The following is a 14,811-nucleotide window of genomic DNA, read 5'->3' on the forward strand; positions in this document are numbered from 1 at the left end:
AAATAAGAATATTAAACCCGCATTGGCATTAATACATATAATGCAGAAGGATCATCAACATCACGAACAATTGTCGGGGCTGAATTGTCAGCAAGAATAAATTCTACCTGATTGTCAATCTGGTCGGTTATGTCATTTAAATATCGTGCTTGAAATCCAATTTCCAACGGCGTGGATTCATATTGAACTTGTGAACCGTCAAGTTCTTCCTTTGCATTGCCTTGGTCAACGCTGCTCGCAGATAAAACAAGGGAATTGTTATCCAAAGACAATTTGACTGGACGGGATCTTTCCATACTAATTGCAGCCACTCTTGCCACAGCTGTAGCAAAATCTTGTTTTCCAACCCGTAAAACCTTTGTATTGTTTTTGGGAATGACCCTTTCATATTCCGGAAATGTACCATCAATTAACTTGGACGTTAATGTGACACTTCCAAAATTTAACTGAATACGAGTATCAGATAACATGATCTGGATATCTTCTTCCGCTTCTTCCAGCAATTTATATATTTCATATATAGTCTTGCGAGGTATTATTACACCAGGTATGTTTTCTGCACCTTCAGGCATTGTACATTCGACCTTGGCAAGACGATGACCATCAGTTGCGACAGCGCATAATTTATTTTCGTTTTCACTGTTTGTAATATGAAAATATATGCCGTTTAAATAGTAGCGCGTTTCTTCAGTTGAAATAGCAAATCTTGTCTGTTCAATAAGTTTTCTGAGCACCTCAGTTGAAATCTGAAAATTATGGGGAAAATCACCAGACGTCATGGAAGGAAATTCTTCTACATCTAGAACATTCAGGCTGGTTGCATACTTACCCGCCCTTAGCGATAATGGCATATCAATACTTGTATGGGTCAGTTCGATTATGGCACTGTCAGGCAGCTTGCGTACAATTTCATATAAAACCGAAGCCGGCGCGGTAACAGCGCCATTTTCCAATGATTCCGCTTGAATGGTTTCAATAATTGCGATTTCCATGTCTGTCGCAGTTAATGTCATTTGTCCATCCTGAACCTCAATTAAAACATTGGCAAGAATGGGAATAGTATTACGTTTTTCAGCCACACTTTGAATATGCGCCAGGGCCTTAAGTAATATTGTACGATCAACCTTTAGTTTCATTAACTAAAACCTATTCAAGATATATATAAACAATATAAAATGCTATAAATTATAATGTTTAGCAGTATTCTAAAATAAATACCACAGGAAAATGTCTTAAGTTTCCAACATTCTGCGAAGTAACTCCACATCTTCAGCAAATGCAGAATCTTTTTCCATCAATTCAGCCACTCTACTAATGGCATGCATCACGGTAGTATGATCCCTGTTCCCGAATTTTCTGCCAATTTCAGGTAATGACCTGCTTGTTAATTGTTTCGCCAAATACATTGCGATCTGTCTTGGTCGTGCAACCGCACGGGCTCGTCGGGCAGATGTCATGTCCGTTTGACGAATATTGCAGTGTTCAGCAACCTTTCTTTGAATCTCCTCAATTGTAACACGTCGTTCATGGGATTTTAAGATATCATGAAGAACTTCTTGGGTTGCTTCCAGTGTTATGGGACGTCCGAAAAGATTTGCATGTGCGATTAAACGGTTTAGAGCCCCTTCGAGCTCTCTTACATTTGTAGTAATTTTATGAGCCAGAAATTCCATTACTTTTGGTGAGATAACTACCTTGGCGGATGCCGCCTTAGCTTCTAAAATGGAAATTCTTAATTCATAAGTTGTAGCATGAATATCAGCAACCATTCCGCACCCTAATCGTGTACGCAAACGATCTTCCAGCCCCGATAAATCAGAAGGTGATTTATCGGCAGATACGATGATTTGGCGACCCGCATCAATCAAGGCATTGAATGTATGGAAAAATTCCTCTTGTGTATTGTCTTTGCCAATTAAAAACTGTAAATCATCAATCATCAAAACATCAACCGATCGCAATTCTTCCTTAAATTCTATTGTGGATTGAGAACGAATAGAGGCAATAAAACGGTACATAAATTTTTCAGCTGACATATAGGAAATTGAAATATTTCCTGCCTTTGCCAATTCAAATCCGATTGCATGCATCAAATGGGTCTTACCCAATCCTACCCCACCATATAGAAATAATGGATTAAACCCTGTGCTTGAAGGGCATTCAGCCACTCTTCTTGAACACGCATAAGCAAATTCATTTGGTTTACCGACTATAAAATTTTCGAAGGTAAATCGAGGATCCAACTGTAAATGTAAAGGAAGCTTATCTTCTTCTTTTGTCTTATCTCCCAAATTGGTATCATTATTAATAACATTTATAGAATGGGTTTCCTTAACATGATTAAGTTTAGTATCTGATTTTTGTTGGTTTGAAAATTCTGTTTTAATATTATCTATGCCAGAATATTTTTCCGCATCGGAACTATTTTTATGAGATAAAATTTGATCATTTTCAATTTTTGAAGCCAGTTTTAACTCTACTCGACGAATTTGAGGTAGTTCAGCATGCCATAACTGACTTAACTTATTGTTGTATTGAGCTCTAACCCAATCTCTTAGAAAACGAGTGGGTAGATATAAGGTCAGTTCATCTTCATCAATTGCGCCAAGCGTTATTTGCTTCAACCATGTACGATATTCCACCTCACCAACTTCAACCTGCAGACGGCTACAAATACGCCCCCAATGTATTTCCAATATTGATTTAAGCGTATTGGGGTCTGCATCCTGAAGCGATAATTTAAATTCTTGAGATTCGTTTGTTGGTTCGGACATACGTGAAGAAAACTTATTGAATATGAAAAGTAAGCGGATGTTTTATAAAGGTTTCTTTAAAATACACCTCTTTTACACTTTTATAAAGTACCAAAATTTTCCTGATTATAATTTATTATTTCAACATTTAAAGTAAAAAAAACCCGATGAATGATATTCATTCGTCGGTTTTCTTTTATAAAGCGAGTTTACAGCAAAATGTGTAATTTGCTGTATATATTTAAGCCAATAATTAAGCTGTTTTTAAATTCTTTATCTTTCCTGCCAAGCGAGAAATTTTACGAGCAACAGTATTTTTGTGCATAATACCTTTTGTGCATGCTCTTTGCAATTCTGGCTGTGCATGACGAAGTGCTTCAACAGCGCCTTCTTTGTTCCCTGCCAAAAGAGCTTCTTCAACTTTTTTTACAAAAGTACGAACCCGCGACTTGCGAGCCTTATTACGTTCAGTGCGTTTTAAAGTTTGACGTATACGCTTACGCGCAGATGCGATATTCGCCATGGATTTCCTGTTTGTCTATTTTCGTTTAAATGGATTAATACTACACATTAATGCATGTTATTAATAGCTTACTGTTCATACGTCAAGCGAATTATTCAATGATTTTTTCATTTTTGGCAAATTTCGCAATAAAAACTTGAACGCCCTGCCTGAACCGCTCTTTTTATAACTGTTTTTCTTCCCTTTTGTAAACAGTAATTACACAATTCGCCTTCTTTTCCATAAACATTCCATTGCATTTGGAAATAACCTTTTTCACCATTTGAATGAACATAATCACGCATACTAGATCCTCCTGCCTCGATCGCTTTAAGCAAAATGGATTGAATGGACTGAATCAATAACAGAATTTCTTGTCTTTTTAATTCACACGCACTTTGAAAAGGTGAAATTCCAGCAAGAAATAAAGATTCACAAACATAGATATTACCTAACCCAGCAATAACACGTTGATCAAGCATTGTATTTTTAATAGATTGTTTTTTAGGTTTAAATTTTTCATGAAGATAATCACATAATATCGCCTGGTGAGAGGAAACATTAATCCCTGTATCGGGCAAAGGTTCTGGTCCCATCATTTTTAAAAGATTATGTGTCGTATTTGTTGGAAACAAATCTATTATTCCAAAACGCCTTGGATCTATAAACTGAAGACATTCACCTTCATAGGTTAATATTGTTAGATGTTCGTGTTTTTGTTTTTCATAACCTGATCCAGAAGGTTGCACGATAATTTTTCCAGACATTCCCAAGTGAAATAAAACAGTCAATCCGTTGCTTAATTCCATTAAAATATATTTGCCACGTCTATTAAATTTTACAATTCTGGTATTTGCCAAGCATGTTTCTAATGTTATAGGTATAGATTGACGTAGATTAATTCGATGGCGTTGAACGCTTTGGATTGTATGATTTATCAATTTTTTTTCCAATCCACGTCTAATTATTTCTACTTCGGGCAATTCTGGCATAAGTTTTTCTGAAAATTAATCGTATGAAAAATAATAATGATACCGCTTTTCAATCCAACGAACATATTACCGATTTTGGATTTCGACAAGTTAATGATAAAGAAAAACCTTCAATGGTAAAGGCTGTTTTTGATAGTGTCGCACAAAAATATGATATAATGAATGATTTAATGTCATTGGGCATTCATCGGGTTTGGAAACAGATATTTATTCAAGAGCTACATCCCACTCCCAATTTAACATTACTTGATTTGGCTGGAGGTACAGGAGACATAAGTTTTGGTTGGTTAAATCGTGGAGGTGGCACGGTTTTTTTAACAGATGTTAATTACAGTATGCTTCATGTAGGTCAGGAACGTGCACTTGACCGTGGATATGTGGACAATATCCATCTTTTTTGTGTTGATGGGGAGAAAATTTGTTTGCCTGATCGATCTGTTGATCGTGTAACTATTTCATTTGGCTTGAGAAATTGTACACACAAGAATCAAGTTCTAGAAGAGGCAAGACGGGTATTAAAACCGGGGGGGAGATTTTTATGTCTTGAATTTTCTAAATTGATTATTCCCTTTTTACGCCCTCTATATGATGCATGGTCTTTTCAGGCATTGCCACGTATAGGTCAAATTATTGCCAAGGATCGTAACAGCTACCAATATCTGGCAGAAAGCATTCGTACTTTTCCAGATCAGGAAACACTTAAATCTCTGATGGAACAGGCTGGATTGGAACGTGTTACTTATCAAAACCTTTCCGGTGGAATAGCAGCAATCCATTCAGGTTGGCGCATATAATTAGTTACAATTTGAAAAAAATTCCATGGTACCCAAAAACATTTTACTAATCATTTCTGGCGGAATAGCAGCCTATAAAGCTTTAGAACTCATAAGTCTATTTCGCAAAAATCATCATAATGTAAAATGTGTTTTGACGCAATCAGGGGCTGAATTCATCACTCCCCTATCTTTGCAAACCTTAAGTGGCAATGAAGTTTATCAAGATTTATTTTCATTGACCCAAAATCATAATATTGAACATATTTCATTAACCAGAGAAGCGGATATCATAATTATCTATCCCGCCTCTGCCAATTTGATTGCAAAAATTGCCTTGGGTATTGCCGATAATCTTGCCAGCACTATTATTTTAGCCGCTCCACCAACTATGCCTGTTCTTATTGCTCCGGCAATGAATGTTCATATGTGGGAAAATCCTATTACACAAAATCATATACAAACACTTAAAGAAAGAAATATGGTCATTGCAGGACCCTCAAAAGGAAGGATGGCCTGTGGAGAGTATGGTTATGGACGCCTTATCTCTCCAGATAAATTTACAGATCATATTCGTAATATCTTGGCGCCTGATCGCCCCTTGGAAGGCAAGAAAGCACTTGTCACAGCTGGTCCAACTTTCGAACCGATTGACCCTATCCGTTTTATAGGTAATTATTCATCAGGCAGACAAGGTTATGCCATTGCAGAAAGCTTACGGGATGCTGGTGCAGAGGTTACCCTGATTTCAGGACCCGTATCACTATCACCACCTGACAATATAAACACCGTAAAAGTTAGGACAGCTAATGAAATGCTAGATGCATGTCTTGCACATTTACCTGTAGATATGGCTGTTATGACTGCTGCAGTTTCTGATTGGCGAGTCAGGAATATTGCCAAACATAAAATCAAAAAGACAGCGGATATTCTCTCACCAATTCTGGAAATGGAAATCAATCCTGATATTCTTGCAAAAGTTGCTCAACTTAAAAATAATCGTCCAAAACTTGTTATCGGATTCGCAGCGGAGACTGAAAACCATTTAAAAAATGCCGTTGATAAAAGAATACGTAAAGGTTGCGATTGGATAGTTGTTAACGATGTTCAATCTTCAACAAATATCATGGGGGGCTCAGAAAATGAGGTGACAATTCTGTCATCCTCTGGTAAGCAGCATTTTGAGAGAGCCAGTAAAGAAAAGATTGGATATCTTTTGACGCAGGAAATCATTACATTTTTCAAATCAGAAAATAGGGGGTAATTAACATGTCCTTGGCACCCTTTCCTAGAATTCGAGTAAAAAGGCTGGCACATTCCATGGAACTGCCACTCCCTTCTTATGCAACCATTGGTGCGGCAGGAATGGACTTACTGGCTGCCGTTAATGAACCGATTACAATCTTATCGCAAGAAATAGCGCTTATTCCTACAGGGTTACAGATAGCTTTACCTCATAATTATGAGTTGCAAATCCGTCCCAGATCAGGATTGGCCCTGAAACATGGAATATTACTTCCCAATTCTCCCGGTACGATTGATGAAGATTATCGTGGTGAAGTTAAAGTGATTTTATTGAACACTGGGAAAGAATCCTTTGTCGTCGAACGTGGTATGCGCATTGCGCAAGCTATTATAGCCCCAGTTATTCGGGCAGTTTGGGAAGAAACAGATATTCTTGAAGAAACGGAACGATCGTGTGGAGGTTTTGGAAGTACGGGTGTCTGATCATTTTTTATAAAATATGATCGAGTTTAGTGAATAATTATCGTTCAATCTAACAATAAAATACAATTAAGAGGACTAGGCGGGCAAATGAAAAAACAGAATATTCCCGCCAGCGTAACTGTTCAATCGAAACCAAATATTTTTGATGCAATCACCATTATATGTGTGATTGCACTAGGGGTATCGATTGCAACAGCTACACGGCACGTTATACAACCCTTGAATATGCCAAATGCGCAACTTATACACCTGGATCCCATCTATTTGCCAGGATATGCCATGCGTACAACTTTACGCATGTTTGCCGCTCTTTTCGCTTCTTTACTTTTTACCTTTGGATACGCAGTCTTGGCAGCCAAAAGTCGTAAGGCGGAAATGCTGCTAATTCCTGTTCTCGATATATTGCAATCTGTGCCCATTTTAGGGTTTTTAACCTTTACAGTTGTCTTTTTTATGGGATTATTTCCCGGCAAAATTCTTGGTGCCGAACTGGCTGCAATATTTACGATTTTTACCAGTCAGGCATGGAATATGGCATTTAGTTTGTATCAATCCCTCAAAACGATACCTCCTGATATGGAAGAAGCCGCACGTTGTTTTGGTTTAACTGGATGGCAACGTTTTTGGAAACTGGAAGTTCCATTCGCTATTCCAGGATTGATCTGGAATATGATGATGTCCATGTCCGGTGGCTGGTTCATGATTGTCTATTCAGAAACAATCACTGTTGGAAATACAAACATTGTTTTGCCTGGAATAGGATCGTATGTAGGTATGGCAATTGAACAAAGAAATCTGGCCGCAATTTTTTATGCAATTGGAGCAATGTTGTTTGTTATTTTGGCATATGACCAATTACTATTCCGTCCCTTGGTTGCATGGTCATCAAAATTTAGATTTGAAACTACACAAAGCGAAACAGACACTGCTCCTTGGTTTTTACGTCTTATACATAAAACCTATTTTATTCGGTGGGTAATGACCTTTATTGGTAAATTAATGCATAAGATTGCCAACCTGCCTCTTGGCAGGAAAAATAATTTTTTCAATGAAAAATTCATTGCAACAAAAACATCAGATGTCATTTATATTTCTGTATTATGTTTTCTGGGCATAATCGCTGGTTTTTACATTTATCACACTGTCCATAACCAATTGACCATTCATGAAATTTTATATGTTATCTGGCTGGGATTTTTAACACTTTTAAGAGTTATAAGCATGATAATTCTGGCAAGTATCATTTGGGTACCTGCAGGAATATGGTTGGGATTACGTCCCAAATGGGCAAAAAGAACACAGGTTATCGCGCAATTCATGGCTGCCTTTCCAGCCAATCTGTTTTTTCCGTTTTTTGTTGTTGGAATTGTTCATTTTCACTTAAGTAGTAATATTTGGTTGACGCCATTGATGATATTGGGAACACAATGGTACATTTTATTTAATGTTGTTGGTGGTGCCTCAAATTTTCCCGGTGATTTGAGAGAGGTGGTAAACAATTTACAAATCCATGGAAAACTATGGTGGTTTAAGGTTATGTTGCCTGCCATTTTTCCCTATTATGTTACAGGAGCACTCACTGCATGTGGAGGAGCTTGGAATGCTTCCATCGCTGCAGAATTAGCAAGTTGGGGCAATACAACCTTGATTGCTGAAGGTTTGGGATCATATATCGCACTTGCAACAGAAATGGGCAATACATTTAAGGTCGGACTTGGCATGGTTATAATGTCGGCCTTTGTCATTCTTTTCAATCGGATTGTCTGGCATCCTTTATATAGTTTTGCGCAACGACGCTTGTCCTTTATCTAAGGAAAAAACCATGAATCAAAAACAGGATATTTTACTTCAAATCAAGAATTGTCAAAAATCATATAAAAAAGATAATAATTCTGAATTGGTGGTTTTAGATAACGTCAATTTAACCTTGAAACAAGGGGAGATTGTCGGATTATTGGGACGCTCTGGCTCTGGAAAATCCACTTTATTGAGAATTATTGCTGGTTTAACCCCACCAAGCAAAGGAGAGGTAAAATGGAAAAACCAATTATTGTCAGGTCCGGCAAAGGATGTAGCAATGGTTTTTCAATCTTTCGCTCTTTTTCCATGGTTGACTGTACAAGATAATGTTCAGCTGGGACTTGAAGCAAAAAACACCCCACAAAAAAATATGGAACAGTTAAGTGAAGAGGCAATAGATCTTATTGGTTTAGGGGGTTACGAAAAGGCTTACCCAAAAGAGCTTTCGGGTGGAATGCGTCAACGTGTTGGATTGGCAAGAGCGTTGGTAGTGCATCCAGATCTTTTATTGATGGATGAACCTTTTTCTGCCCTTGATGTTCTTACAGCTGAAAATTTAAGAACTGATCTTATTGAACTGTGGGTAGAAAAAAAATTACCAGTAAAATCCATTTTGATTGTTACACATAGTATCGAGGAAGCTGTATTGATGTGTGACCGTTTACTTATATTTTCTTCAAATCCGGGTACAATTGCCCACGAGTTGGAAGTTACATTTCCTCATCCCCGTAATCGGGAAGATCCGGCTTTTCGACAATTTGTTGACCGGATTTATATTCTCATGACTCATCGTGATCCAATCAATGTCGATCCAAACAATATCGATATGAAACAAGCGGTAAATAATCGTTATGCAGCGCTTCCACGTATGTCAATGAATCTTATGATCGGTATGATGGAAACATTATATACAGAACCCTATTGTGGAAAGGCAGATTTGCCTCAATTGGCCAAGAGTCTGCAAATGGAGCTGGATGATTTACTGCCTATTGGTGAAACCTTGCAAATGCTTGAATTCGCTGATATGGCCGAAGGTGATATCCGCCTAACTGAATTGGGAAAAAAACTTGTTAATTCTGAACTAGAAGAACGTAAGGATATTTTCCGTAAGAGTTTGATAAAGAATGTTTCATTGATTCGTTCGATACGTTCCATTCTGGATGAACGACCCAACCATAGAGCAAGTGCTGAAAGGTTCCGCGATGAATTGACTGATACCATGTCACCAAATTCAGCACGTCAGACTTTGTTAACCATTATTGGTTGGGTCAGATATGCAGAAATTTTTGATTTTGATGAGGAAACTGACCAGTTTTTCCTTGATGAAGATGACAAGAATATTGATAAATCATAATATTATTTTTTTAGGTAGTCGATAAATTTCTGTCGGAATTTTCGGACTTTTGGTTCAATTACAGCCTGACAATAAGCCACTTCAGGATGTAATTCAAAATAATTTTGATGTTCTTTTTCAGCTGGATAGAATTTATCCAGCATTTTAATTTCTGTTACAATTGGATTTTTCCATATTTTTTCATCTTGAATTTCTTTTTTAACTTTATAGGCAATTTTTTCCTGCTCTACAGATGCGGGTAAAATTATTGAACGATATTGCGAACCGATATCTCCACCTTGTCGATCTTTCGTCGTGGGATCGTGAATAACAAAAAATAATTTTAATATGTAATCAAGACTAATAGTATCAGGATCATAAATGATTTTTACCACTTCGGCATGCCCAGTTTGATTAGTGCATACCTCCTTATAAGTTGGGTTTTCAGTATATCCTCCTGAATAACCAGGTATAATAGTATGGATACCCTTAACATTTTTTAAAATTGCTTCTATACACCAAAAACATCCACCACCCAAAACTATATTGTTTGTCAATTGATTTTTTTCATTTCCATGCATATTTTTTCCTTATATACAAGATAAATTTTTTCGATGAATAATCCAACCATGATATTTGTACAATTAAAAGGATATTGAATTACCTTTTCAACATCCTTAATAGTTGAAAATTTTACTTTTAATTTAAATGCAATAAAGCGGTTTTAAATCGCTTTTCAGATTTTTCTAACTGTTTTAACCGTTCACGATTTTCTTCAACAATTTCAGGTCTTGCCTTACTAAGAAAATTCTGGTTGGATAATTTTTTATTCAGCTGTTCAATTTCCAATGCAATTTTTTCGATTTCCTTTGTTAAGCGTTCTTTTTCTTTCTTTATATCAATAATGCCTTGTAAAGGTAAAACTAAGATTGTATCATCTATAACTGTTTGAATCGAACCAGATGGTATTTCATTCTGTAATTTAGCAATAGATTGCACTCTGGCCATTCTGCCAATGGCATCTGACCATTGTTCAATAATTTGGAAATGTTTTTGATCAATATATTTAACCAGAACAGGTATTAATTTTGCTGGCGGGATATTCATTTCAGCTTTTAAAACACGAATTTCAGTTATTAATTTTATTATAAAATCTATTTCATCATTTGCCTTTTGAGAAATAGCTGTCTCCAATTCATAACTTTTTGGCCATGAAGACGTGATCAGGCTTCCTTTTTTACCAAATCCAAATTCAGCCCAAATAATTTCTGTTACAAACGGAATAACGGGATGTAAAATTTTTAACAAATTCTTTAATACAAAAGCAGTGATTGTTCTAACTTCTTTTACTGTATCGTGGTTATTTTTTTGAAACGCTGATTTTGCAAATTCTAAAAACCAATCACAAAATTTATCCCATGTAAAATGATAACAAACAGAAGCATATTCATCATAACGAAAATTATCCAGAGCAGCTGTGGCCTGTCTAATCGTTTTTGATAATTCTGCTAAAATCCATTGACTTAGGGATAACTGAATATCGGATAGTGAAAATTCGGTATTTTCAGTCACTTGATTCATTTCGCAAAATCGTGCAGCATTCCATAACTTGGTGATGAATGTACGATATTCCTCAATACGTTTTTTACCTAGTTTGATATCTCGACCCGGCCCTGTCAAAGCGCAAATAGTGAATCGCATTGCATCAGCACCAAACTCGTCGATTATTTCAATAGGATCGATACCATTCCCTTTGGTTTTGGACATTTTTTGACCTTTTTCGTCACGTACAAGTCCATGTAAATAAATGGTTTTAAAGGGAATATCTTTCATAAAATGCATCCCCATCATCATCATTCTCGCAACCCAAAAGAAAATGATATCAAAACCTGTTATTAACACGTTTCCGGGATAATAACGGTCTAGCTCTATTGTTTTATTTGGCCACCCCAATGTCGAAAATGGCCACAATGCGGATGAAAACCATGTATCCAAAACATCTTCATCTCTTCGTAATTCCTGCTCACATCCATAATATTTTAATGCTTGCTGTTTAGCCTCGTTTTCATCATAGGCTACAAAAACAGTATTATCAGGACCATACCACGCGGGTATTTGATGCCCCCACCATAATTGGCGACTTATACACCAGGGTTGCAGATCCCTCATCCAAGCAAAAAAAGTGTTTTCCCATTGTTTGGGAACGAATTTCATCCTTCCCAATTGTACCGCCCTGATAGCAGGTTCAGAAAGCGTTTTTGCGTCACAATACCATTGTGTGGTTAATCTAGGTTCAATAACTGCCCCTCCACGTTCAGCATGAGGAACCTGATGTTTATGCGATTCTATTTTTTCAATATATTCAAGCTTTTTTAATTCTTCGACAATTATTTTACGTGCTTTATCACGAGGTAATGATTGTAAAGAACATATAAAATCTGATTTTTCATTTTCAGATAACTCATTTAGATCAATTGCTGCACTTTCATCCAAAATTGTTATCAATTTCAGGTTGTGACGACGACCTACTTCAAAATCATTAAAATCATGAGCAGGTGTAATTTTCACTGCTCCTGTACCTTTTTCAGGATCTGAATATTCATCGGCAACGATTATAATTTCACGATTAATTAATGGAACAACAACTTTTTTGCCTATCAGATCTTTATAACGGTCATCTTCTGGATGAACAGCGATTGCTGTATCACCCAACATTGTTTCTGGACGAGTTGTTGCAATAACGATAAATTTAGTATTATCCTCCACTAACGGGTATTTGATATACCAGAGATTTCCCTGTATTACTCTATTTTCGACTTCAAGATCGGAAACGGCAGATCTGAAAACAGGATCCCAGTTCACCAAACGTTTATCCTGGTAAATCAATCCTTCTCGATAAAGCGTGATGAAGACTTTTTTGACAGATTCAGACAAACCTTCATCCATTGTAAAGCGCTCTCTCCTCCAATCAAGAGATGCACCAACCCGTCTCAATTGTTGGGTAATTTGACCACCAGATTCATCTTTCCATTGCCAGACACGTTCAATAAATTTTTCCCTGCCCAAGGTTTTACGGTCAATGCCTTGAGCTGTTAATTGACGATCAACAACTAATTGAGTCGAAATACCGGCATGATCCGTACCTGGTTGCCACAACACATCATATCCCTGCATGCGACGAAACCTTACAAGGGTATCCTGTAAGGTCATCGTTAGGGCATGTCCTATGTGCAAGGTACCCGTCACATTTGGTGGCGGGATCATTATGGCAAAAGGTTTTCTTTCATTTATTTCCGGGTTGGCTGAAAAAGAACCATTTTTTTCCCATATATGGTATAAATCGTTTTCATAAGCAGATGGATTAAATTTTTTATCTAACATTTATTATTTTTATTATACTAAAGAAAAATTATTAACGTCCAGGTTGATCCTGTGCGTAGTCACTCATACCCCACCATCTGTTTTTAACAGCATTATAATATGCTGTATAATCATAATGGGGAACATTCAGTTTAAGGTCTTGTGCCGTTAAACGCCCAATGGCTGAAGCAATACTATAAGATGCCGTTACCATTGAGCTTAAATTCTGAATAAGTGTGGTTTGTGAATTTAACAGGGTTTGTTGCTGTTGTAACATTTCCAGTGTTGTACTTGTTCCAACAACAGCCTGTTTTTCAACACCAGCCAAAGCAATAATATTTGACGCAATAGCGGCACGGTTGCTTGCTATGGCCGCTTTGGCTGCCATTAATTTTTGCCAGTTTGTAGAGGCAAGTTGCATGGCACTTCTTCGTTGAGAACTGACTTGACGATGTGCAGCCTGAGCCAACTGTTTTGCTTCACGTATTTTAGAATATTCCGCACCACTTTGATAAATGGGAATGTTTAATTGCAACATACCCATTTTTTGATCTGATGTATTTTGTCCTACTCCTTGATTGACCATGCGTTGATAGGATAAAGAAGCATTAAGCTTAGGCATAATTTCCGATATAGCCACATTTACATCATCTTTTTGTGATGCTTCAGTAAACAGGGCTGAAATCACGTCTGGATTGTTTGATGCTGCCTGTGCAATTGCTTCCTGTTCTGTTTTGATCGGTAAAATCAAAGGTTGAGGTGGCTTGAGATTAGGAGCTGGCGCAATCCCCACAACTTGGGTATAGGTTGCCTCAGCACCACGCAAATCTCCTTCAGTCGTTTGACGCTGTGCTCGTGCTGCAGCTAATGCCGCTTCCGCCTGTGCAGAATCGGTTCGCGTAACTTCTCCAAGATTAAAACGCTGATGTGTGGCCTTGACCTGTTCAGCCAGAATTTTTTCATTGTTAATATTAATCTGTAACAGCTGCTGATATTGTATAACAGCTACATAAGCATCAATAACCTTACTAAAAACCTTTTGTTCAGTTGATAAAAGTTTTGCCCTTTCAGCCATGACCTTGTTTATTGCCTCATGCGTTTGAGCAGTCGTTTTCCCACCCTGATAAATAGGTTGTGTTATATTAACATTTGCACCATATCCAAGTCGTCCACCTGATTTTTGTTCTGTAGTAGATTTAGGATAATGAACTCCTGCAGCACCTAATGCAGGTTCAGAAACACCTAAGTTATAACCCTCTGTCACAACACCAGTCAAACCAGTCGTGATAGTCGGTCTCCAACCTGCATGTGCTGTCGAAACCTGTTCATCCACGGCTCTCAAGCTGGCACGTTCCTGTTGCAAATCTGGATTGGTTAGATAAGCTGTCGCCAGAGCTTCTTCAAGCGTATGCGGAATAAAACTTGGCATACCTGATCCATCATAATTTTGAGCATATACAGTAGTCGATGCAAAAAATGTTAATAAACTTATTCCAAAATTACGATTGACGATCATGATAATACCTTATTAATAACATTTCAAAATAAAATAGCAGCTAAAAAATATAAA

At 37.2% G+C, this 14,811-nt stretch carries 12 protein-coding genes; 5 read left to right on the forward strand and 7 right to left on the reverse strand.

All coding sequences use genetic code 11. The features are described 5' to 3' along the window. Positions 1 to 11 precede the first annotated feature (11 nt). The 4 genes from dnaN to mutM all read right to left on the reverse strand — a co-directional run bounded on the left by dnaN (position 12) and on the right by mutM (position 4,247). On the reverse strand, positions 12 to 1,136 hold the full coding sequence (gene dnaN, locus D9V35_RS04555) for a DNA polymerase III subunit beta (RefSeq protein WP_110437966.1): 1,125 nt from the start codon (positions 1,134 to 1,136) through the stop codon (positions 12 to 14). A 96-nt stretch (positions 1,137 to 1,232) separates the two neighbouring features. Then, the gene (gene dnaA, locus D9V35_RS04560) at positions 1,233 to 2,774 is read right to left on the reverse strand and encodes a chromosomal replication initiator protein DnaA (RefSeq protein ID WP_122123557.1); all 1,542 of its coding nucleotides are present in this window, start codon (positions 2,772 to 2,774) and stop codon (positions 1,233 to 1,235) included. 232 nt (positions 2,775 to 3,006) lie between these two features. After that, a complete protein-coding gene (gene rpsT / locus D9V35_RS04565; protein WP_110437968.1) occupies positions 3,007 to 3,276 on the reverse strand; it encodes a 30S ribosomal protein S20 in 270 nt (89 codons plus the stop codon). Between the two features lie 107 nt (positions 3,277 to 3,383). Next, complete coding sequence (gene mutM, locus D9V35_RS04570; RefSeq protein WP_122123558.1) at positions 3,384 to 4,247, reverse strand: bifunctional DNA-formamidopyrimidine glycosylase/DNA-(apurinic or apyrimidinic site) lyase; 864 nt, start codon at positions 4,245 to 4,247, stop codon at positions 3,384 to 3,386. A 23-nt stretch (positions 4,248 to 4,270) separates the two neighbouring features. Here mutM and D9V35_RS04575 point away from each other — a divergent pair, with 23 nt between their 5' ends. From D9V35_RS04575 to D9V35_RS04595, 5 genes are all read left to right on the forward strand, one after another. Beyond that, positions 4,271 to 5,041, forward strand: coding sequence for a class I SAM-dependent methyltransferase (locus D9V35_RS04575; protein WP_122123559.1), 771 nt, complete (start codon positions 4,271 to 4,273; stop codon positions 5,039 to 5,041). 25 nt (positions 5,042 to 5,066) lie between these two features. Beyond that, positions 5,067 to 6,284 (forward strand): bifunctional phosphopantothenoylcysteine decarboxylase/phosphopantothenate--cysteine ligase CoaBC, encoded by a 1,218-nt coding sequence (gene coaBC, locus D9V35_RS04580; RefSeq protein ID WP_122123560.1) that lies wholly within the window; start codon positions 5,067 to 5,069, stop codon positions 6,282 to 6,284. 5 nt (positions 6,285 to 6,289) lie between these two features. Beyond that, positions 6,290 to 6,748, forward strand: a complete 459-nt coding sequence (dut, locus tag D9V35_RS04585) for a dUTP diphosphatase (RefSeq protein WP_122123561.1) — start codon at positions 6,290 to 6,292, stop codon at positions 6,746 to 6,748. Positions 6,749 to 6,835: 87 nt separating this feature from the next. After that, entirely contained in the window at positions 6,836 to 8,560 is a 1,725-nt protein-coding gene (locus D9V35_RS04590; protein ID WP_122123562.1) for an ABC transporter permease, read from the forward strand. A 10-nt stretch (positions 8,561 to 8,570) separates the two neighbouring features. Continuing rightward, positions 8,571 to 9,902 carry an ABC transporter ATP-binding protein gene (locus D9V35_RS04595; protein WP_122123563.1) on the forward strand — a complete coding sequence of 444 codons (1,332 nt, stop codon included), beginning with the start codon at positions 8,571 to 8,573 and terminating at the stop codon, positions 9,900 to 9,902. Between the two features lie 2 nt (positions 9,903 to 9,904). On the opposite strand, the gene msrA is transcribed toward D9V35_RS04595, so the two are convergent. The 3 genes from msrA to D9V35_RS04610 form a co-directional block, all read right to left on the reverse strand. Then, entirely contained in the window at positions 9,905 to 10,462 is a 558-nt protein-coding gene (gene msrA / locus D9V35_RS04600) for a peptide-methionine (S)-S-oxide reductase MsrA (RefSeq protein WP_110437975.1), read from the reverse strand. Positions 10,463 to 10,580: 118 nt separating this feature from the next. Beyond that, positions 10,581 to 13,262, reverse strand: a complete 2,682-nt coding sequence (locus D9V35_RS04605; RefSeq protein ID WP_122123564.1) for a valine--tRNA ligase — start codon at positions 13,260 to 13,262, stop codon at positions 10,581 to 10,583. A 31-nt stretch (positions 13,263 to 13,293) separates the two neighbouring features. Then, complete coding sequence (locus tag D9V35_RS04610; protein ID WP_110437977.1) at positions 13,294 to 14,757, reverse strand: TolC family outer membrane protein; 1,464 nt, start codon at positions 14,755 to 14,757, stop codon at positions 13,294 to 13,296. Between the last annotated feature and the right edge of the window lie 54 nt (positions 14,758 to 14,811).

Origin of the sequence: Commensalibacter melissae, from assembly GCF_003691365.1 — a bacterium.
Lineage (GTDB): Bacteria > Pseudomonadota > Alphaproteobacteria > Acetobacterales > Acetobacteraceae > Commensalibacter > Commensalibacter melissae.